The organism is Streptomyces flavovariabilis (assembly GCF_000725785.1).
Taxonomy (GTDB): Bacteria; Actinomycetota; Actinomycetes; order Streptomycetales; family Streptomycetaceae; genus Streptomyces; species Streptomyces hawaiiensis.
Genome location: NZ_JNXD01000007.1, coordinates 18,857 through 37,509, shown reverse-complemented (window position 1 = coordinate 37,509; position 18,653 = coordinate 18,857). Strand labels below are relative to the sequence as shown.

Annotated in this window: 22 protein-coding genes and 1 tRNA gene; 18 read left to right on the top strand and 5 right to left on the bottom strand. The window is 69.2% G+C overall.

The window, feature by feature from the left end; genetic code table 11:
- Positions 1 to 7 precede the first annotated feature (7 nt).
- Both IO24_RS47590 and IO24_RS0114715 read right to left on the bottom strand, forming a co-directional pair.
- Positions 8 to 457 (bottom strand): RES family NAD+ phosphorylase, encoded by a 450-nt coding sequence (locus IO24_RS47590; RefSeq protein ID WP_476718213.1) that lies wholly within the window; start codon positions 455 to 457, stop codon positions 8 to 10.
- A gap of 131 nt (positions 458 to 588) precedes the next feature.
- Positions 589 to 879, bottom strand: coding sequence for a DUF2384 domain-containing protein (locus IO24_RS0114715; RefSeq protein ID WP_157851253.1), 291 nt, complete (start codon positions 877 to 879; stop codon positions 589 to 591).
- Between the two features lie 141 nt (positions 880 to 1,020).
- Here IO24_RS0114715 and IO24_RS0114710 point away from each other — a divergent pair, with 141 nt between their 5' ends.
- Positions 1,021 to 1,482, top strand: a complete 462-nt coding sequence (locus IO24_RS0114710; protein ID WP_031135812.1) for a GntR family transcriptional regulator — start codon at positions 1,021 to 1,023, stop codon at positions 1,480 to 1,482.
- A gap of 1 nt (position 1,483) precedes the next feature.
- Positions 1,484 to 2,050 carry an HD domain-containing protein gene (locus tag IO24_RS0114705; RefSeq protein ID WP_031135811.1) on the top strand — a complete coding sequence of 189 codons (567 nt, stop codon included), beginning with the start codon at positions 1,484 to 1,486 and terminating at the stop codon, positions 2,048 to 2,050.
- Here the strand turns inward: IO24_RS0114705 and IO24_RS0114700 are convergent.
- The gene (locus IO24_RS0114700) at positions 2,038 to 2,511 is read right to left on the bottom strand and encodes an NUDIX domain-containing protein (RefSeq protein WP_031135809.1); all 474 of its coding nucleotides are present in this window, start codon (positions 2,509 to 2,511) and stop codon (positions 2,038 to 2,040) included. The two genes, IO24_RS0114705 and IO24_RS0114700, sit on opposite strands and share 13 nt — an antisense overlap.
- Positions 2,512 to 2,514: 3 nt before the next feature.
- Positions 2,515 to 3,282: a helix-turn-helix domain-containing protein gene (locus IO24_RS0114695; RefSeq protein ID WP_031135807.1), complete on the bottom strand. Its 768-nt coding sequence runs from the start codon at positions 3,280 to 3,282 to the stop codon at positions 2,515 to 2,517.
- Between the two features lie 651 nt (positions 3,283 to 3,933).
- Between IO24_RS0114695 and IO24_RS0114690 the strand changes: the two genes are divergently transcribed.
- The 13 genes from IO24_RS0114690 (at position 3,934) to IO24_RS0114630 (ending at position 15,525) form a co-directional block, all read left to right on the top strand.
- Entirely contained in the window at positions 3,934 to 4,116 is a 183-nt protein-coding gene (locus IO24_RS0114690) for a hypothetical protein (protein ID WP_031135805.1), read from the top strand.
- Between the two features lie 95 nt (positions 4,117 to 4,211).
- Positions 4,212 to 4,469, top strand: a complete 258-nt coding sequence (locus IO24_RS0114685; protein WP_031135802.1) for a DUF6284 family protein — start codon at positions 4,212 to 4,214, stop codon at positions 4,467 to 4,469.
- Positions 4,466 to 4,996: a hypothetical protein gene (locus tag IO24_RS0114680; protein WP_031135801.1), complete on the top strand. Its 531-nt coding sequence runs from the start codon at positions 4,466 to 4,468 to the stop codon at positions 4,994 to 4,996. Before IO24_RS0114685 ends, IO24_RS0114680 begins: the two co-directional genes overlap by 4 nt.
- Positions 4,993 to 6,000, top strand: coding sequence for a hypothetical protein (locus tag IO24_RS0114675; RefSeq protein WP_031135800.1), 1,008 nt, complete (start codon positions 4,993 to 4,995; stop codon positions 5,998 to 6,000). The genes IO24_RS0114680 and IO24_RS0114675 overlap by 4 nt, the downstream gene beginning before the upstream one ends.
- Positions 6,000 to 6,308, top strand: coding sequence for an RRQRL motif-containing zinc-binding protein (locus IO24_RS0114670; protein ID WP_031135797.1), 309 nt, complete (start codon positions 6,000 to 6,002; stop codon positions 6,306 to 6,308). The genes IO24_RS0114675 and IO24_RS0114670 overlap by 1 nt, the downstream gene beginning before the upstream one ends.
- A gap of 76 nt (positions 6,309 to 6,384) precedes the next feature.
- On the top strand, positions 6,385 to 7,989 hold the full coding sequence (locus tag IO24_RS0114665; protein WP_031135796.1) for a hypothetical protein: 1,605 nt from the start codon (positions 6,385 to 6,387) through the stop codon (positions 7,987 to 7,989).
- 1 nt (position 7,990) lies between these two features.
- Positions 7,991 to 10,120 carry a hypothetical protein gene (locus IO24_RS0114660; RefSeq protein WP_031135794.1) on the top strand — a complete coding sequence of 710 codons (2,130 nt, stop codon included), beginning with the start codon at positions 7,991 to 7,993 and terminating at the stop codon, positions 10,118 to 10,120.
- A 222-nt stretch (positions 10,121 to 10,342) separates the two neighbouring features.
- Positions 10,343 to 10,651 carry a hypothetical protein gene (locus IO24_RS0114655; protein WP_031135791.1) on the top strand — a complete coding sequence of 103 codons (309 nt, stop codon included), beginning with the start codon at positions 10,343 to 10,345 and terminating at the stop codon, positions 10,649 to 10,651.
- Positions 10,652 to 10,667: 16 nt separating this feature from the next.
- Positions 10,668 to 10,928 carry a hypothetical protein gene (locus IO24_RS0114650; protein ID WP_031135789.1) on the top strand — a complete coding sequence of 87 codons (261 nt, stop codon included), beginning with the start codon at positions 10,668 to 10,670 and terminating at the stop codon, positions 10,926 to 10,928.
- Between the two features lie 91 nt (positions 10,929 to 11,019).
- Positions 11,020 to 11,913 (top strand): bifunctional DNA primase/polymerase, encoded by an 894-nt coding sequence (locus IO24_RS0114645; RefSeq protein ID WP_045296169.1) that lies wholly within the window; start codon positions 11,020 to 11,022, stop codon positions 11,911 to 11,913.
- 2 nt (positions 11,914 to 11,915) lie between these two features.
- Complete coding sequence (locus IO24_RS0114640; RefSeq protein WP_031135786.1) at positions 11,916 to 13,391, top strand: hypothetical protein; 1,476 nt, start codon at positions 11,916 to 11,918, stop codon at positions 13,389 to 13,391.
- 469 nt (positions 13,392 to 13,860) lie between these two features.
- Complete coding sequence (locus tag IO24_RS0114635; protein ID WP_031135784.1) at positions 13,861 to 14,064, top strand: helix-turn-helix domain-containing protein; 204 nt, start codon at positions 13,861 to 13,863, stop codon at positions 14,062 to 14,064.
- Positions 14,065 to 14,127: 63 nt separating this feature from the next.
- Positions 14,128 to 15,525, top strand: coding sequence for a tyrosine-type recombinase/integrase (locus tag IO24_RS0114630; RefSeq protein ID WP_031135782.1), 1,398 nt, complete (start codon positions 14,128 to 14,130; stop codon positions 15,523 to 15,525).
- A gap of 44 nt (positions 15,526 to 15,569) precedes the next feature.
- Here the strand turns inward: IO24_RS0114630 and IO24_RS0114625 are convergent.
- Positions 15,570 to 15,643, bottom strand: a tRNA-Thr gene (locus tag IO24_RS0114625).
- Between the two features lie 315 nt (positions 15,644 to 15,958).
- Here IO24_RS0114625 and IO24_RS0114620 point away from each other — a divergent pair.
- From IO24_RS0114620 to IO24_RS0114610, 3 genes are all read left to right on the top strand, one after another.
- Complete coding sequence (locus tag IO24_RS0114620; protein ID WP_031135780.1) at positions 15,959 to 17,041, top strand: ABC transporter ATP-binding protein; 1,083 nt, start codon at positions 15,959 to 15,961, stop codon at positions 17,039 to 17,041.
- 218 nt (positions 17,042 to 17,259) lie between these two features.
- Positions 17,260 to 17,709, top strand: coding sequence for a hypothetical protein (locus IO24_RS0114615; RefSeq protein WP_031135777.1), 450 nt, complete (start codon positions 17,260 to 17,262; stop codon positions 17,707 to 17,709).
- A 99-nt stretch (positions 17,710 to 17,808) separates the two neighbouring features.
- Positions 17,809 to 18,540 (top strand): nucleotidyltransferase family protein, encoded by a 732-nt coding sequence (locus IO24_RS0114610; protein WP_031135776.1) that lies wholly within the window; start codon positions 17,809 to 17,811, stop codon positions 18,538 to 18,540.
- The last annotated feature ends 113 nt before the right edge of the window (positions 18,541 to 18,653 follow it).

Sequence of the window (18,653 nt, the reverse complement as noted above, 5' to 3'; positions counted from 1 at the left end):
CAGCAAGCTAGGCGGCGTCGTGTGAGCCGATCCGATGCATGAGGTCGTGGACGCTGCGGCTCGCCTCGACTACTTCCCGCGGACTATCTATCACTGATTGCCGCTTGAGGATTAGCACCCTGCCACCCGCGTGGGCAGCCGACGGGGCCAAAATCCCATCAACCCGCTGATGCCCAAGGAGGAGTTGACCGAGCTTTTGGCAGGTGCCATATCCTGACGCAACGAGTTCCACTGGTGAACAACTCAATCTAGTGAGCGTTCTTTCGTCACAAAGATCGATGACTGCTATCTCCCTAACGTGAACGTGAGCCAGATAGCGCAGCGGGGACGTTCCGAGATCATAGTGCTTGAAGAATTCAGCCCACGCCCCCTCGACAGAGTCGGCTCCATACCAAACGGGAGTACCGTTGAGCACATGGTAGCGACCTTCAGCTCGTGCGACATCATGACTCGGCATAGGGTTACATTCACGGTCACAGTGCCGCCAGTAATGCCCGGTCTCACGAACCAAGGGAACCGCTATGCGAATACCTGAATCGACATCAAAAAATACGCGCTCGGTCATAGCTAACTACCAGTGAATCGACCTTACAGGAAGTACCCCTGCCTCATGGCCTCGATGGCCTCGCAGACCTTCAGAGCGTCGCCCTCTTGAATGGCTTCAGAGGGAACCCTGCGCTCCAGGTAGTTGCTGGGGCTTGCAAGCCACGTCAACGCATTCTCCTGCCCAACCGAGCGGATAAGAGCGTCTATGGATTCCCAAAGACGCAACTTTTCAGAGAACCGATACCGCTCAAGTTGATACTCATCAAGTCCGAATTCCTTGAGGTTCGACTCATTCAGCATCTCATCTACCCCCGGCTCGCGTAGCCCTTTCATGCTACGGCTGGTGCGCCTCGTGGGCATCCGGGGGAGCGCTATGACGCTTAAACCGTTCCGCATCCTTTGCCGTCCTGCCACACCCGCTTCCGCGCATGGGAGGCTTGAGCCTGATGGCGAGCAGACAGGGAGGGAGAGCGCGTGACCCAGCAAGCCAGCCCTCGGGGGACCTTTTTGCACGTTGCGGAGGCAGTGAAGGCCCAGATCAAGGCAGACCCGCAGATGACGCATCTTCCAGCCGCAGCGGATCTCATGCGGGCTCACAACGTCTCGCGTGGAGTTGCGCTTCGTGCGTTCAAGGCGCTGGAGAGGGACGGTGTTGCCGAGCCTGTACAGGGTGGCCGGTGGCGTGTCAGGCGCAACGGCGACCCGGTCGACCGGAGACCACTTGTCGAACGTATCGCTGAGATCATCGCCACCGAGGGGTTCGAGGTCGGTGCGTCGTTTCTGAGCACTTCGCAGCTCATGGATAGGTTCGAGGTCTCCCGGCCCACAGTAACCAAAGCCCTCGACAAGCTGGAAGCCGCCGGCGTACTGGCGAGTGAGGGCCAAGGCAAAGTGCGGACAGTCCGCGCCGTGCCGATGCGAGAGGAGCGTTCATAGCTTGCCGAAGTTGACAGAGTGGGCCTACCCCTTGGCTGAGTCCCTGCTCGCCGAGCCGCTTCCGCGGCGGTGGAAGCACTGCCTCGGAGTCGCCGAGAGGGCGCGCACGATCGCGCTCGTACTCGACCAGAACGCCGATCTGCTCGAGGCCGCGGCAGTCCTGCACGACATCGGCTACGCGCCGGACCTGGCCAAGACCGGCTTCCACCCGCTGGACGGGGCCCGCTATCTCCGGGACATGGCCGGCGCCGACAAGCGCGTCATCAACCTGGTCGCCCACCACTCCTGCGCCTGGATGGAGGCGGAAGCACGCGGCATGCGCGAGGAGCTGGAGGGCGAGTTCCCCCGCGAGAGCGCGCACCTGAACGACGCGCTCTGCTACTGCGACATGAACACCACGCCGGACGGCACGTCCACGAACCCGATCGACCGGATCAACGAGATCGCCGGCCGGTACGGGCCGGACAGCCTGATCGGGCAGTTCATCCGCCGGGCCGAACCTGAGATCCTGGCGTGCACGTCCCGCGTGCTCGAACGGGTCGCCGCTGCCAAGCGTCAGCCGATGTAGGGCGCCGTGCGCGCTTGGTCCATTGCGTGCTCGATGCGGAGTCGCATCGTGGGGTGCACGTCCAACGTCGTCAGGTCCGCTGGGTCCACCCAGCGGACCTGAGTCGTCTCGTTGCTCGTACGGAGCTCACCACCGACCGGCCGCGCGCGAAAGCAGATGCTGAACTGCTGGCGCACCTCGCCGTCGTCGTACTGCATCACGTGCCCAGGGTCCGTGTAGATCCCGGACATGTTGACGACTTCCGCCTTGATCCCGGTCTCTTCCCAGACTTCGCGCACAACGGTGTCGCTGATCGACTCCCCCACGTCGTGGCCGCCACCGGGCAGCGCCCAGCGCCCATTGTCGGAACGCTGAATCATCAGCACCTGGCTCGCGTCGTTCTGCACGAACGCGACGACGGACGGTACGACCGAGTTGGCCGGCGGGGCATCGGGGTCGTGCAGGTAGTCGATACGTCCCATGGTTCAGGCTCCCGTGATGCTCGCTATGTCCTGCTCAGTGACCGGGCGGGCGTTCTCCCAGGTGTGTTCGATGCTATTCGCGTACGTGTCGAACATGCCGCCGCCCGGCAGACGGCGCAGATGGAGGACGGGCGCCATGAAGGCACCGATACCGTAGACGTGAGGGTTCACCAGCATCTCGTCGTCGGCCCGGTAGATCGAGTTGTAGAGCGTCGAGTCGTGCAGCCGGAAGCCGATGTCCGGATGGCTTCGCATGAGGGCGCGATAGTGGAGCAGGGCATTCCGAATCTTGCCGTCCATGATCTGGTGCCCCTCGTCGATGCCGCGCTGCCGTACGGCAGCGCACTCGGGGTCGCCGAGCAGGATGCGCACCTGGGCTCCGGCCCCTACCTTCGCCTTCACGAGATCATGGAACAGCGGGTCCTCGGAGAGGAACAACCCGGAGTAGACGAGCACGTCCAGGTTCCGCTCAGCGCGGCCGTAGAGCTCTCGCCAGAGCCCTGGTGGCACCGTATGGCGGTGCGGGTAGACGGTCGCTATCTCAGCTTTGGACAGGTCCGCTGCGCTCTCGGTGGTCCGGCCGTCTTCCCAAATCGTTGTCACGTCGACCTTGAGCGCTGCCGCTGTCGCGTACTGGTGACGCCGGTACGGCACCTTCCCTTGCGTGATCCAACGCTCGACCGTCTTCGGGATGACGCCGATCTCTTCAGCCAGGTCCTGAACAGTCATGCCACGCGCTAACAGCGCCGACCTCAAGCGCTCGTTGGACATCTACACCCCCTGAGGGACTTGTAGGGACTTCTTGAGCGTAGTCAGCGCTCCCCAAGGTTTCCAAGGGCGTGGTTACGAACGCCCCTGACCTGCGGCGATTCTGATGGTGCGCCAAGAAGTTCCAGGCGCGAAAGCACGAGGCCCCGTCGCGGCACTTGACGGACCCTCATGCAGTACCTGTAAAACAGGTACTGCATCGACCGAGCGCACCACCTCGGTCGGAAGGCGGCTTCATGTCGCATGCGCAGAAGGCGGGGACGCTGCAATCCCGCTGAAGGCCAGGCAGAACAGGGTTTCGGCCCGTACTGGCGAGGTGGCCCGGTGACCGCGAGCAACGGCCGGAGAGTGGGGAAAAGGTCCCCCTTGCAGTGCAAATCCCCTGTTCAGAGACCTGAAGGAGTGGCTGTGAGCCGACGAAAGCGATGGGCGCGGCCGTGATCGACCGGCACGGCCGCGCCGTTCCATCCCTGGCCCGTGAACACCTCCGGGTGCAGCGGGCTACCGGTCACCTTCCACCGAACCGCGGCGGATAGCGCCGCGCCGGTTGCTCGCCCCGCCCGCCCGGGAGCTCTGCGGAGCCGTCCCGTACGGGCGGGGTTGAGAGGAGCCGGAGCCCCGGTGTCCGCATCGAACGACCGAGGGGGAACTTCCATGTCTGACCGCATGAAGAACCAGGCCGCCAAGAACCGCGACGCGGCGAAGGTGCTGCGTAACCGCGGCAAGGACGACGCCGCGAAGCAGATGGAGGACCGGGCCGACGAGCTGGAGTCCGGCCGGGTCACCGACTGCACCGACGCCGTCAGTGGCCTCATCTCCTGGGCCCTTCGCCGCTGACCTCAGACCTGCCTCATCCATAAACGGCGCGCCCCCGGAGTTGCAGCTCCGGGGGCGCTGTCGGGCCGTTCACCTGTGAGAGGACACACGACCCAATGAGCCACATCGTCACTGTTCAGGGCGCTGTTACCGCGTTCACCGACTTCATCGGGCCGACGGACGCGGAGCTGGACGCGATCGAGTTGGAGATGCCCGCGATCCTCGCGGACGTCGAGCTGGTCGACGCCGAGATCGCCGCGCTGGAGCACAACCCGACCGAGCTGGACGCCCGCCGGGTTCGCCGGGCCCGCCGCCGTGTGCTGGCCGCGCGGCGCGCGCTGGCCAACCGTGCTGGCTGCGAGGAGGCGGCGTGATCCGCCTCGTCACGGCCGGCCATCTGTGTCAGCTGGAGCAGGACGCCGAACAGGCCCGCTCCCGTGCCCGGGAAGTTCAGGCGCAGGCGGATGCCGCCTTGGGACGCCACGTGCGGGAGCTGCACGCCGTCACCGACCGTGCGGAGCGGGCGGAGGCAGACGCCACCGAGGTGGGCGAGTTCCTCTCGCGCACCCTGGAGGAGTTGTTCGCCGCCCAGCAGGAACTCCTGCTGAAGGACATCGAGATCCGCCGGCTGCGTGCGGAGCTGGAGGGCGAGTCGCTGGAGGGGCGGTCGCTGACGGTGCTGCTGCATTACGGCGAGCCCCACACCGTCTACGCTTCCCGCGAGGACGCCTACGCCGATACCGCCACCCATGGTGCCGACCCGGACGGGTGGGTGCCTTCCGGTGAACGCCCCGCCACCGAGTGCCGGTGGCGGTGTGAGGCGTTCATCTACGACGCCGCCTCCAACGGCTTCCGGCGCGCCCACATGCCCACCCCGCAGCCGATCGAGGGGGCGGCGTGAACAGTGTTCAGACGCGTTCAGCAGAGCGCGCCCTGTCGGGCGGGACGTGGCTGATCGTCTGTGGGGCGATGCTCTACTCCATCCTCACCGTGACGCCGCTGATGGCCAAGCACACGGCCGATAAGTGGGACTGGACGGCACCGATCCTGCCCCTCGTCGTAGACGCAGCGGTCGTGATCGTCGTGAAGCTCGATGACGTGCTGGCTCGCCTGGGTGGGCACGGCGGACGCTGGCCGATCGTCCTGCGATGGATGACCGGTCTCATGACCCTTGCCCTCAACACCGCAGACTCCGCGCTGAAGAAAGACCTGGTCGGCGTGGCCGTCCACTCGGTTGCGCCGCTGCTGCTGATCGTCACAGCAGAGACCAGCCTGGCCTACCGGCGTGCCATCGCCGCCGCCGTGGCCGCCCTGGAAGCCCACCAGAAAGCCGAGCAGGAGCGGCGGGAGCAGGCGGCCCGGGAGCGTGAGAAGCAGGCCCTTGCAGAGGCCCGCGAGGAGCGCGAGCATGCCGCGGCGTTGGCGCGTGAACAGCGTGAACACGAGGCCGCGCTGGCACGGGAGCAGGCGGAGCGGGAGGAGCGGCAGCGGCGCGAGGAACGCGAGGCCCGGGAGCGGGCGGAGGCTGCCGAGCGGGTGGCTCGTGAACGCCGTGAACGCGAGCGTGAACAGCGTGAACAAGAGCGGCTGCGCCTTGAACAGCAGGCCCGGGAGCGGGCCGAAAGCGAGCAGCGCGAGCGTGCCGAGCAGGCGGAGCGTGAACGCCGTGAACGCCAGGAGCGGGCCGAGCGTGAACGCGCCGCACTGCTGGAGCGCGGCCCGGCGCAGGGCAAGCTGCCTGAGGACGAGGCGCGCCGGATCGTGGCCGCCGCATTCGAGGCGAACCTGTCGGTGCGCCAGGCCGCGGAGCTGTGCGGCTGGTCGATCGGCTGGGTCTCCCACCGCTATGCCGAACACCGCGACCCCGGCACCGGTGGTGCTGAGCTGGCCATCGCGAGCAACTGATGGCCACCATCCCTACCTACCGGTGGCGGCTCGCCCCGGACGGGTTGGCCACGCGCCGCCAACTCCGGGCCCTCGGGCTACGGCCCGGCGGTCAGGAGGTGGCCGCGCAGGTCGAGCGTCCGCGGCGCCGCCGTGAACCTCTGGTCGCCTACCTCTACGCGATCGAGCAGGCCAGGGCGGCCCTGGCCAAGGCCAACGCCGCCCGCCGTATCTGCCCCGAATGCCGGAGGGATGCCGGATACGTCATCCCCACTTCGCTCGGCATGTGCGTCACCTGCGCCTGCCCCGACGAACAGCGCGCCGCCTGACCCCTGTTGGCAGGCCCGGCCAGCAACCTCCTACAGCCCTGGCCGGGCCCTACTCCCCTTAAGGAGTGCTCACAGCATGACGGAACTCAGCACCGAGCCGGTAGCCGTCGAGGCTCCCGCACCCACACCGCCCCCGCCACCACCTGCACCAACGGAGCAGGTCCCGGCCCCGGTTGCGGCCGACGTGGAGCACACGCCCGGCGGCTGGCCGGTCGTCCCGCTCGCCCTTTCCGGAGCGAACAGCACCGTGGGCATGGTCGCCACCGCGGCCCTGGCCGGCGGCCCGGTCGCCGCGATGGTGGCCGCGACCGGCGCCGTCGTCCTCGGCACCGTCGCCGCCACCCGCAGCCGCCAGGCCAACCCCCGCAAGGAAGCCCGCCGGGCCGCCGCCCGCAGCGCAGGCCGTTCCGCCGCCCACAGTGCGGGCCTGCGCCGCAGCGGTGCGGGAGCCCCCGGCAACCGCGCCGCGGGGCGTTCGTCTGCGGCTCGTGGCGGTCGCTCCGGTGGCCGGTCGGGCAGTGTTCCCGGCCAGCGCCGCCGCGGATCCGGCTCGTCTGCCCGGCACGGCAGCACCGCCGCCGGGAAGACCCGCTCCAAGGCCGGTCAGGGCGCGTCCAAGCGCGCGGCCGGCACCCTCGGGAAGGCTGCGGGCCGGGTTGGGCAGGTCAAGGCTCTGCGGTCGGCGCAGCAGGCTGCGGCCGGATCCCGTGCCGGGCAGCGGGCGCAGACCACCGCCGCACGCCGCGCGGTCGCGGACGCCCGCCGCAACGCCAAGGCCCGCGCAGCAGGCGGCGGCACCGGGAACGCGGCCCGGGGGCGCCGGGTCGGCCTGGCAGGTCGGATGCTCGGGGCTGCTGTCCGTAAGGCCCGCGCCGCTCGGGATATGGCGGTCGGCAAGAGCCGTGCGCAGCGGGACGCCAAGGCTGCCGGCACGGTCGCAGCCAAGCGAGCCAGCGTGCGCAAGGCCCCGGCCCGTAGGGCAGCCCGGCAGGCTTTGCGCCGGTCCGCGGCCCGCTTCCACGGCCGTCGCCTGCTCGCCGCGCTGCTCGCTCTCCCGGCCGGGCTGCTTGGGCTGGTCACCAGCCCGATCGGCCGCAAGCTCAACCTGCCCTGGCTGATCCACCCCGGACGGCGCCTGTACCGGCGGCTGGCCGGGGTCGCTGCCGAGCAGCGCACCGCGCGGGATGAGTCGATCCGCCAGGAGCAGGCCGCGCAGGAAGCCGCCGCCGACGCGGAGGCAGGCAAGGACGGCACCGACGGCATCGCGGACGGCGTCGAGCGGCCCGCCGTACAAGTTCCCACCAGCACGAACACCCCGTCGATCGAGGGAGAGCACGTGTCCGGTTTCCGCTTTGAAGAGGCCGCTTCCGAGATGGAGGAGGCCGCCAACTCCTACGAGCCTGACGGTTGCATGGAGATCCTGGCGATGGTCGAGAGCCTGCCCGCCGCACTGGCCAGCGTGGCGAACGTGATGAAGATCCTCGCCGAGCGCTCCGACAGTGAGTTCCCGCTGGAGAAGCAGATCGCCGACAACTTCAACGACATCTTCGGCACCCTGATGAGCGCCGTCGCCGTGGCCGAGGACATGGGTCCGGTGTTCCGCCAGGTCCACGCGCAGGACATCGCCCGGCACGAGGACCCCCGCAACGGCACCGAGGCCGAGAAGGGCTGGAACGTCTGACATGAGCAGCACCGCCACCGCCAAGCAGAACGCGAGCAGTGGCCCGGTGCTGGACTGGGCGGCCGGTCACGGACCCGTGACCGGCGCCCTGTCCGCCACCACCGGAGCCTTCGCCGTCGCCACCACCGGCGCCGCCACCTCCATGCCCCCGGGTTGGGCCCTGGCCGTCGGCGCGGCCGGCGCCCTCGGCCACACCGTCGTCGGGCTCCGGGTCCGCAACGCCGGCCGCACGCTCGCCACCCGCGCCGCCAGTTGGTTGGTCGGGGCCGGGTGGACCACGTGGGCCATGACGAATGGTCCCCTGACCTGGGCTGCCCTCGGCTCTCTGGCCACGATGGGTGTCGGTATCGGTGCCGCCGCCCGCTCCGCCGCCCTGTTCGAGGAGGCCCGGGAGGAGGAGGCACTCGCGCTCGAGCAGCGGCAGATCGCTGCCGAGCTGTCCGCGGAGCGCCGGGCCATCGCCGCGGAGTGGGTGGACCGTATCCAGCGGGTCTGCTCGATCACCGTGCGCGTGGTCGGAGTCGAGCAGTGGGAGACCGGCGCCGGGTACTCCATCGACGCTGAACTCCCGCCCGGCGGCGCCACCTGGAACAGGATCGCCGCCCAATCGGCAGCGCTGTCCGCGGACGCGGGCCTGCCGCACGGCTGCACCGCCACCGCCGGGCCCGGTATCCACCAGGGCCGCGTCATCATCGACGTGACCACCGTCAACGTCCTGGAGCAGGAACGCACCTACCCCAGCGACTACGGGCCCCTGTCCGTCCACACGGGCATCCCGTGGGGCTACCGGACCAACGCCGAGCAGATCCTCGCCTACCTGCGCGAGCAGTGCGCCCTGATCGTCGGCCCGACCGGATCGGGCAAGACCAACATGGTCCACTCGATCCTCGCCGGGTTCGCCCGCGCCGACGACATCCTGACCTGGGTGATCGACCTCAACGCCGGGTCCGCGGGCCTGCCCTGGGTGCTCCCGGCACTCAACGGGGAGATCAAGGCGGAGGACGGCAAGGCAGTCCGGCCCGGCATCGACTGGCTCGCCGGCACCTATGACGAGGCCATGGCCATGCTGGAGGCCGCGGTCAGGGTCGCCAAGCAGCGCAAGATGGGCTACCAGGACCTGCTGGCCAAGGCCAACACCGATCTGCTGCCCATCAGCGCGAAGATTCCGCAGATCATGCTGGTCATCGACGAGGGCGCCGAGATCCTGTCCAGCCCGGACCGGCAGGTGCGCAAGCTCGGAGAGAAGATCCTGGAAGTGATCCGGATCGCCCGCGCCATGGGCATCCGCACCGTCCTCACCGCCCTCGGAGCGACGGGCAGCGTGCTCAGCAACCTCATGATCCGGCGAGAGGCCAAGGTCAGGGTTGCCCTGACCGGGGGTGAGACCGAGGGCATGGACCTGTCCAAGATGTTCCCCGGCTCCCGCGGCCTGCGCGTCGACCAGGCACCCCACAAGGGCGCCGGGTTCATGGGCACCCCGGAGTCACCGGCCGCGCTGTTCAAGGCCTGGCGGATCCTCCCGAACCAGATCCGGGAGATCATCGCGGCCACCTCCGACCGGCACCCCACGCTCGACGCGGTGTCCGCCAAGGCCGCCGGGCCCGCCTACGCCCGACGCTGGGACAGCGACCGCACCGCATGGATGCGCGACCAAGCCTCCAGCAACGACACCAGCACCACCGGCACGGCCGGAGCAGGGGCAGGGGCAGGGCTGAGGCTGTCCGCCCTGAACAGCTCGGGGCAGGCCCCGGGTTCGCCGGAAGACGAGATGCTGCGCCGCTTCCGCGAGCAGATCGACGCACAGTTCGGCACCGCCCCCGAGCCGCAGGCCCCCGCAGGAAGCGACAGGCCGCCGGCCGCGGGCGGGCTGAACCTGTCCGCGCTGCGAGGCGAGCAGGACAACCCCGCCCAACAGGCCGCTCTGGCGCTGCTGCTCGCCGCCGGCAGCGCGGGCACCGGAGCCTCCGCGATCGCCCGCGCGCTCGCCGACGAGCACGGCACGTCCCGTCAGACCGTCGTCGGATGGCTGAGGGACTGGATGAAGGACGGCACCGCCGTCCGCGTCGGAGAAGGCACCAAGGCCCGCTACGTCCACCGCCGGCACGCCCCCGAACAGCCCCCCGAGGGCTGATCACTTGTCGCTTGTCGCGCCCCGAAAACATAAGCCGCTGTCACGGGTCTGAGAGCGCGGAAACGGCTTGTGACCTGCAAGGCGACAAGCGACAAGACAAGGGAGACGACAAGCCACACGACAAGGGAGACGACAAGCAACGCGACAAGCACAGCCACCCATCCGAGCGGGCCCGCACCACCTGTTGGTGCGGGCCCGCGGCTCACCCAAGGGAGCCCCGAAATGGACCACCGCACCCCGCCGGGGAACATCGCCCCGCACATACCTGCCGACGACTGGCAGCGCGCACAGGCCACCGGACAGCCCGTCGTCATCGTCGTCCACGACACCACCCCGACCGGCATCGCGTGGCGGCGCTTACTGATCCCGTTTGCCATCGCCGGGGCCACCGTCGCGGGCGGCTGGGGCCTGGTCGCGGCCCTGTGCCTCCTGCTCGACGCCGCAGCCCACACCGCCACCGTCATCGCCGGAGCCGCCGGACCCATCGGCATCGGCGGCATCACCCTGCGCCTCGCCCGCAGCAAGCACTGACAAGGAGACCACGCTCGTGCGACTGCGTATCCAGCTCACCCACTGGCCCCGCCGGGCCCTCACCCTCACCGACACTCCCGACCCGAAGTGCCCGCTGTGCGATGGCGACGGCGGGATCGGGCACCACTACGGCGACCCCGAGACCGGCGAGTACGCCGGCACCGACTGGGAGCCCTGCACCTGCTGGGACGACACCCGCCGCTGGGTCCTGCTGCCCCTGCCCTACTGGTTCCGCCGCACCACCCCGTCCTTCTACAGCGACGAACCGCCCTTCTAGCTACGCCAAGGGCGGCCCCCGTCTCACGCCAATGAATCCGGGGCCGCCCTTGTCCACCTGCCAATCACCTGACCAGTGGAGGTCTCCCAGCATGACGCAACCGACCATGATCCGGCGAGGGCACGGCGGCATGAGCGCGCTGCCCGAACCCTTGCCGACCGCGCTGGCATTGGCCGCCACCGGTGTGCCGGTGCTGCCCCTGCGCGCAGGGAAGACACCGTTCGGCAACTGCCCCCGGTGCGCGAACAACGCGTGCGGCGGCCGGCCGAACATGAAAAGCGCAGGTCCCTGCCGGTGCCCCGGCGTCTGCCACGCATGGGCCGCCGCCACCACCGACCCCGCCGTTCTCACCTCCCCGGCCTGGACGGCCGCATGGCGGCGGGCCGTCTGCGTCGCCTACCACCCCGGGGCCGCCGGGCTGACCGTGGTGGACCTGGACAACGCGGCGGCCGTCGACTGGGCCCGCGAGACCCTCCCTGCCACACGGGCCGTGGAGACGACGCGCGGTGAGCACTGGATCTACCGGGGCGCCATGTCGTCGCACAACGCGGTCCGCCCCGGCGTCGACATCAAGTCGACCATGTCCTACGCCCGCTACCTCGGCCCCGGCACCGGCACCGGCACCATGACCGCCCTGCCGGAAGCCGTGCGCGCCCTGGCCGTGAAGGCCCCCGCCACGGCCCGCCCGGTGCCGCACGCCATCGCCCTGCCCACAGAGGCCGTGAACGGGGAGTGCCGCCACCGCACGCCCGCGTACCTGGAACGCGGCATCGCCATGGCCGAGCAGCGCATCACCGAGGCCCGCAGCTCGATCCACACCACCGTCTACCGCACGTTCCTGGCCGTGCTGTCCGCGCACGGCCGGTGCGGCTGCCTCACCGACACGCACGTCGCGCGGCTGTTCACCGCAGCGCAGGCCAAGGGCGAATCGCCCCGGCACTGCACCGACGCGTGGACCAACGCCCGCACCACGTTGGGACTGTGACCATGTCCGACGACGAAAAGAACCCCGCCCGCGAAGTCATCACCAACTACGCCCAATCCCACTTCCGGTACTTCCGCACCGCCGACGGGACCGTGTACGCGCAGAAGAACGGCCACCCCGTAGCCCGCCCAATCCGCTCCCAGGGCACCACAGGCAGCCACCGCCAGGAACTCATGGTCGGCCTCTACCGCGACGGACACGGCGTCTTCAACGGCACCGCGCTCAAGGAGGCACTGGACTTGATCGAAGCACTCGCGCTGACCGAGGACGTGCAGCCCGTCCATATCCGCGTCGCCCCCGGGTTCGACGGGGCAACGTGGCTGGACCTGGGCCGCACCGACGGGCAGTCGGTCCGCATCCACCCCACCGGCTGGGACATCGCCATCCCCGACCCGCGCGAGGTGTGCTGGCGCCGGACACAGCTCACGGGCGAACTGCCCCTGCCGGTCAAGGACACCGACGGCAAGGGCATCGACCTCCTGTTGAGGCTGTGTAATTTCGCAGGCGCGGAGACGGAGTGCCTGGCCATTGCTTGGCTGATCGGCTGTCTCGGTCCGTCCGTGCCCGTGCCCGCTCCGTTCCTCACCGGTCCGCAGGGCGCGGGCAAGTCGACGGGCGGGCGGATGCTCGTGCGGATCATCGAGGGCATGAGCGGCGACCTGCGCCGCGCCCCGAAGGACGAGGAGAACCTGATCGCGGCCGTGGCCGCCGGATGGGTCACCGCCCTGGACAACCTCTCCCACATGACCCCGGACCTGTCCGACGCGATGTGCTGCATCGTCACCGGCGCCGAAAACGTCAAACGCGCCCTCTACACCGACGGGGACGTGGTCCGCGCCCGCTACCGCCGCCCCATGCTCCTGACCGGTATCGACGTCGGCGTCATCCGGCCCGACCTCGCCGAACGGCTCCTGCCCCTGCGCATGGAGCGCCCGCGCGTCCGGCGCACCGAGGCGGAGCTCTGGGCGGAGTACGCCGAGGCGCTGCCGGTCATTCTCGGGTCCCTGCTCGACCTCACGGTCAAGGTCCGTGCGGCTGAGGCAGAGACCCCGACCGATCTGCGGATGGCGGACTTCGCGCACCTGTGCGCGCAGCTCGACGCCGCGACCGGCCTGGGAGGACTCGCCGCCTACCGGCGCAGCCTTGACGACCTCAACGACGACGTGATCGAGGGCGACTTGCTCGCGCAGACCGTCCTCAAGCACGCGGAGGCCATCGAGCCGGGCGGCGAGCAGCGGATGACCTCCACGGAGTGGCTGTACTGCCTCAGCCGCCTCTACAGCGGCGACGACATGCGTCCGCTGCCCAAGGGGTGGCCGACCACGGGAAAGGTCCTCTCCGACCGGCTCAAGCGCCTCCAGCCCACGCTTGCCGCCCGGGGTGTCCTGATCGAATCGGGCCGCACCAGCGAGGGCCGCTACCTCGAAATGACCCACCTGCAGACACCACAGCCACACGAGGAGAAGCGGATGTTCTGACCCCGCGGCGCGCGCGGTCGCCCGGACAAGCAAGAAGAGCACCACCGGCCACCGCCGTGCGTGCTCTTCTTGCTGTTCGGCGGCGACCGCCGCCCTGCGATGGTCGCGCCGCGCAGCGGCTCCTGCTTCACGCTTGAAGCGGCACCGCACCACAACAGACACCACCCCCCTCTTGTCCCAAGTGGAGGGACTCTGCGTCATCTGCGTCATGCAGCCCGAGAAACGGCCCCTGACCTGCGCCTAGAGGCATGACGCAGACGGCCGTGTCTGCGTCATCCTGCGTCATCTGCGTCACCGGATGACGCACCCCATGACGCCGCAGTGACGCACCCCCAAACCTCTGCGTCACACAAAGTCACAGGTCAGAGGTCTGAATGACGCTGATGACGCAATGACGCAGAAATCCGCACTTCGGACAGACGCGAGACCTGAGAGCGCCCAAGACCCTCCCGCCTAGGAGGCACCCCGGATGAGCACGGCGATTGCCGCCCCCGTCGACCGACTCCTGTACAAGCCCGAGGAAGCTGCCGAAGCGCTCGCCATCGGCCGATCCACCGTCTACGAGCTGATGGCAGAAGGCGCCCTGAAGTACATCAAGTTGGGCCGCACCCGCAGGATCCGGCGAACGGACCTTGAGGAGTACGTGGCGAACCTCGCCCCTCTGCCCAACTGACCCCAGCACGCCCTGAGGCGCCCCGAGCACTCCGCTCGGGGCGCCTCCTGCATGGAGGAGCACATGAGCCCCCGCAAGCCCAACATGGATTCGACCATCTACTTCGGTGCGGACGGCTGGTGGCACGGACGCGTCACGATGGGCGTGAAGAACGACGGCAGTCCCGACCGCCGGCACCGCCGCGCCAAGACCAAGGCGGAGGTACGCCGCAAAGTCCGGGAGCTGGAGCGGCTGCGCGACCAGGGCCGCGCAACCACCGCGGGGCGCAAGCCCACCGTCGCGCAGTGGATGGAGACCTACCTCACCGACATCGCGAGCCTGAAGCTCAAGCCGCGCTCGCTCGATGACTACTGGTCGAAGACCAGGAACGACATCGTCCCCGGCGTCGGCCAGCACCGCATCGACAAGTTGCAGCCCGAGCACCTGGAGCGGATGTACCGGGCCATGCTCGACGCCGGCCGCGCTCCCTCGCACGTCGTGAAGGTGCACCGGATCCTGTCCCGGGCCCTGAAGATTGCCCACCGGCGCCGCATCGTCGGCGAGAACGTGGCCACGCTCGTGGACCCGCCGAGCGTCGACGAGATCGAGGCCAACCCCTTCACCAAGGAGGAGGCCAAGGCCTTCCTGGAGGCCGCGTCGAAGCGACCCACGTTCATGCGGTGGATTGTCGGTGTCGGCATGGGGTTCCGGCAGGGCGAGACGCTCGGCCTGCGCTGGTCGTACGTCGACCTGGAGGCGGAGCTGTTCCGTCCCGAGTGGCAGCTGCAGCGCCTCACGTGGCGGCACGGCTGCGCCGACCCGCACGCCTGCGGGGCACGCCTGCACCGCTTTGAGCCGTGCCCTGCGGGATGCGCCAGGCACAAGAGCTACAAGCGCGGCTGCCCGAAGCCGTGCCCCAAGGCATGTAGGAGGCACGCGAGCGCCTGTCCGCAGCGCAAGGAGGGTGGGCTCGTCTTCACCCGCCCCAAGACCAAGAAGAGCCGGAACGCCGTCCCGATCCCGCCCGTCTTCATTCCGTTCCTTCACGAGCACAAGGCCGGGCAGGAGGAGCTGCGGGCCGCCGCCGGCGAACTGTGGCAGGAGCACGACGTCGTGTTCTCACGGCCGGACGGACGCCCGCTCGACCCGCGCGCCGACTACGAGGAGTTCAAGGAGCTGCTCAAGGCGGCCGGGATCGATGACCGCCGCCTCTACGACGGGAGCCGCCACACCGCCGGCACCATCCTGAACGAGCTGGGCGTGGACATGCCCACGATCATGGAGATTCTCCGACACACCCAGATCAGCCAGACCCGGCGGTACGTGAAGGGCCGGTCCCACCTGTCCAAGGACGCCATGCGACGCATGGGCGAGTTCTTCGTGCCCGCGCCCACCACCGCGGATCCGGACCCCACTGAGACCAGAACTGAGACCGCCGACACCCGCGCGGCCCGCGCCCGGCGCCGCCGCCGCATCCGCTGACGACGAAACCCCAGGTCAGAGCAATCCGACCTGGGGTTCACCAGAGCCCCCTGTCGGATTCGAACCGACGACCTACGCATTACAAGTGCGTTGCTCTGGCCAGCTGAGCTAAGGAGGCACGCGCACTACGACGCCGTACGCGAGGCGGCACCACTGTACACAGAGCCCGTTACGCCGAGCCACGAAGTTCCGTTCGGGCCCGTGCCGTGCGATGACGCCGTGGTAAACCGCCACGGGCAGCCATGACGTGCCGCTTCGAAAGTTTCCGCGAAGTTCACAGGCCCGGAACTACTGACATACGTGTGAACGCCGGGTACCGTCCTGAGCCAGTTCACACGCGTGGACTACACCACAACGGCAATCACCGTCGTGGCACCGCCTTCCTACTCGGATCGTCCGGCACGTTCCTGCCGGTAGAAGGGGTTCATTCACCATGGCCACTGTCTCGTTCGACAAGGCGACCCGGATCTACCCGGGTTCCACCAAGCCCGCCGTCGACGCGCTGGAGATCGACATCGAGGACGGCGAGTTCCTCGTCCTCGTCGGCCCCTCCGGCTGCGGCAAGTCCACCTCGCTCCGCATGCTCGCTGGGCTCGAGGACGTCAACGGCGGAGCGATCCGCATCGGTGACCGCGACGTCACGCACCTGCCGCCCAAGGACCGGGACATCGCCATGGTGTTCCAGAACTACGCGCTCTACCCGCACATGTCCGTCGCCGACAACATGGGCTTCGCGCTCAAGATCGCCGGCGTCAACAAGGCGGAGATCCGGCAGAAGGTCGAGGAGGCCGCGAAGATCCTCGACCTCACCGACTACCTGGACCGCAAGCCCAAGGCCCTCTCCGGCGGTCAGCGCCAGCGTGTCGCCATGGGCCGCGCCATCGTCCGTGAGCCGCAGGTGTTCCTCATGGACGAGCCGCTGTCCAACCTGGACGCCAAGCTCCGCGTGTCCACGCGTACGCAGATCGCCTCGCTCCAGCGCCGCCTGGGCATCACCACCGTCTACGTCACCCACGACCAGGTCGAGGCCATGACGATGGGCGACCGTGTGGCGGTCCTCAAGGACGGTCTGCTCCAGCAGATCGACACCCCGCGCAACATGTACGACAGGCCCGCCAACCTCTTCGTGGCCGGCTTCATCGGCTCCCCGGCGATGAACCTCGTCGAGGTGCCGATCACCGACGGCGGCGTGAAGTTCGGCAAGTCGGTCGTGCCGGTGCAGCGCGACGCGCTCGCCGCCGCCACCGACAAGACCGTCACCGTGGGCGTCCGCCCCGAGCACTTCGAGGTGTCGGACGTCGAGCAGGGCCTCGCCGTCACCGTCAACGTCGTCGAGGAGCTCGGCGCCGACGCGTACGTCTACGGCACCGCCCAGGTGGGCGACGACTCCAAGGACCTCGTCGTCCGCGTCAACGGCCGTGACGTCCCGGAGAAGGGCAGCCAGCTGCACGTTGTGCCCCGCTCCGGCGAGACCCACGTGTTCTCGACGTCGACCGGTGCGCGCCTGTCGGACTGATCAACCAGCAAACGCACAACCCCGGGTGATTCACCCAGGTTGACGAAGAGGGCCCCGCAGCGCGCTGCGGGGCCCTTTCCGTTGTCGACAAATACCCCGGCAGACCGGACGTTTCGAGCTCTGTGCGTCAACGCCATACCCAGAAAGTGGCACCTTCTCATCCCCCGAACCGGTGACTAAATGTCTACAAACCATTACCGGGCGCTACCCTCACACGCGTGAAGCACTCCATGAACCAACAGACGCGACGCGGTCGGGGCCCCGCCCGCCGGATCGGCCGCACCCTCGCTTTTGTCCTGCCCGTCGTCCTGGTGCTCTCCGGGACCCTCGCGGTCACCCGAGTCAACTGGTCGGGGAACTCCACCGACCCGGTGCTCACCGCCGCAGACACCTCCGTGGGCAGCCCACGGGCCGCCAAGCGCGCCCCCCAGGACATCCTGCGCGACAAGTTGCTGACCGAGCTGCAGGAGGAGGACCCGGGCGTCGCCCTCACCCACCTCCAGCAGGCCGTCAACGGCCGCCCGTCGCTGGCCAGGCACTGCGCGTCCATCGCCCGCGCCCTCGGCCAGGCCGCCGTCCGGGTCTACGGCCCGACCCGCGCCCAGTCCTACGCGCGCCCGGTCTGCGACACCGCCTTCGCCACCGGCGTCGCCGCCGCGCACAGCTGAGCGCACCGTCCTGCCACCGGGTGGGAAGTCCTTGACGGCTGACGGCGGAACGATCGTCGGCCGCAGTCCCGGGCGGGACGCCACGTACAGTTCGTTCTCATGAGCGATCCGAGCGCCGCGTCCCGCCCCGTTCAAGCCGTCGTTCTGGCCGGAGGCCAGGGCTCCCGGCTGCGTCCGTACACCGACGACCGGCCCAAGCCGATGGTCGAGATCCCCGGGACGGGGACGCCGATCATCGGCCATCAGCTGTCCTGGCTGGCCGACGAGGGTGTGACGGACGTCGTGGTCTCCTGCGGCCATCTCGCCGAGGTGCTGCAGAGGTGGCTGGAGACGGCCGAGCTGCCCGTCTCCGTCACGACGGTCGTCGAACCGGAGCCGCTCGGGCGCGGCGGCGGCCTCAAGTACGCCGCGGCGCATCTCCCCCACCCCGACCAGCCCTGGTACGCGACGAACGGCGACATCTGGACGCGGTTCTCGCTGCGGGACATGGCCGACTTCCATGCCGAGCGGGACGCCGTCGCGACGCTGGCGCTGGCGCGGCCCCGGCTGCCGTGGGGGGCGGTGCAGACCGACGGGTTCGGGCGCATCACCGACTTCATCGAGGCGCCCCCGTCGACCTTCGAGATCAACGCCGGCGTGTACGTCTTCTCCCCCGGGTTCGCCGGGCTGTTGCCGCACCGGGGCGACCATGAGCGGACGACGTTTCCTCGTCTGGCCCGTGAGCGGCGCCTGGCCGGGTTCACGATCCCGCAGGGGTCGTACTGGCGGGCCATCGACACGGCGAAGGACCTGACCGAGGCGGCCAAGGAACTGGCCTCCCTGGCGCGCTGAGAGCCCGGCCCTGGCGCGCTGGGAACCCGCCCTGGCGCGCTGAGAGCCCGGCCCGCTCTCGGCACAGCTCGAAGGGGCCCCGCACCAGCTGGTGCGGGGCCCCTTCGCTGCCC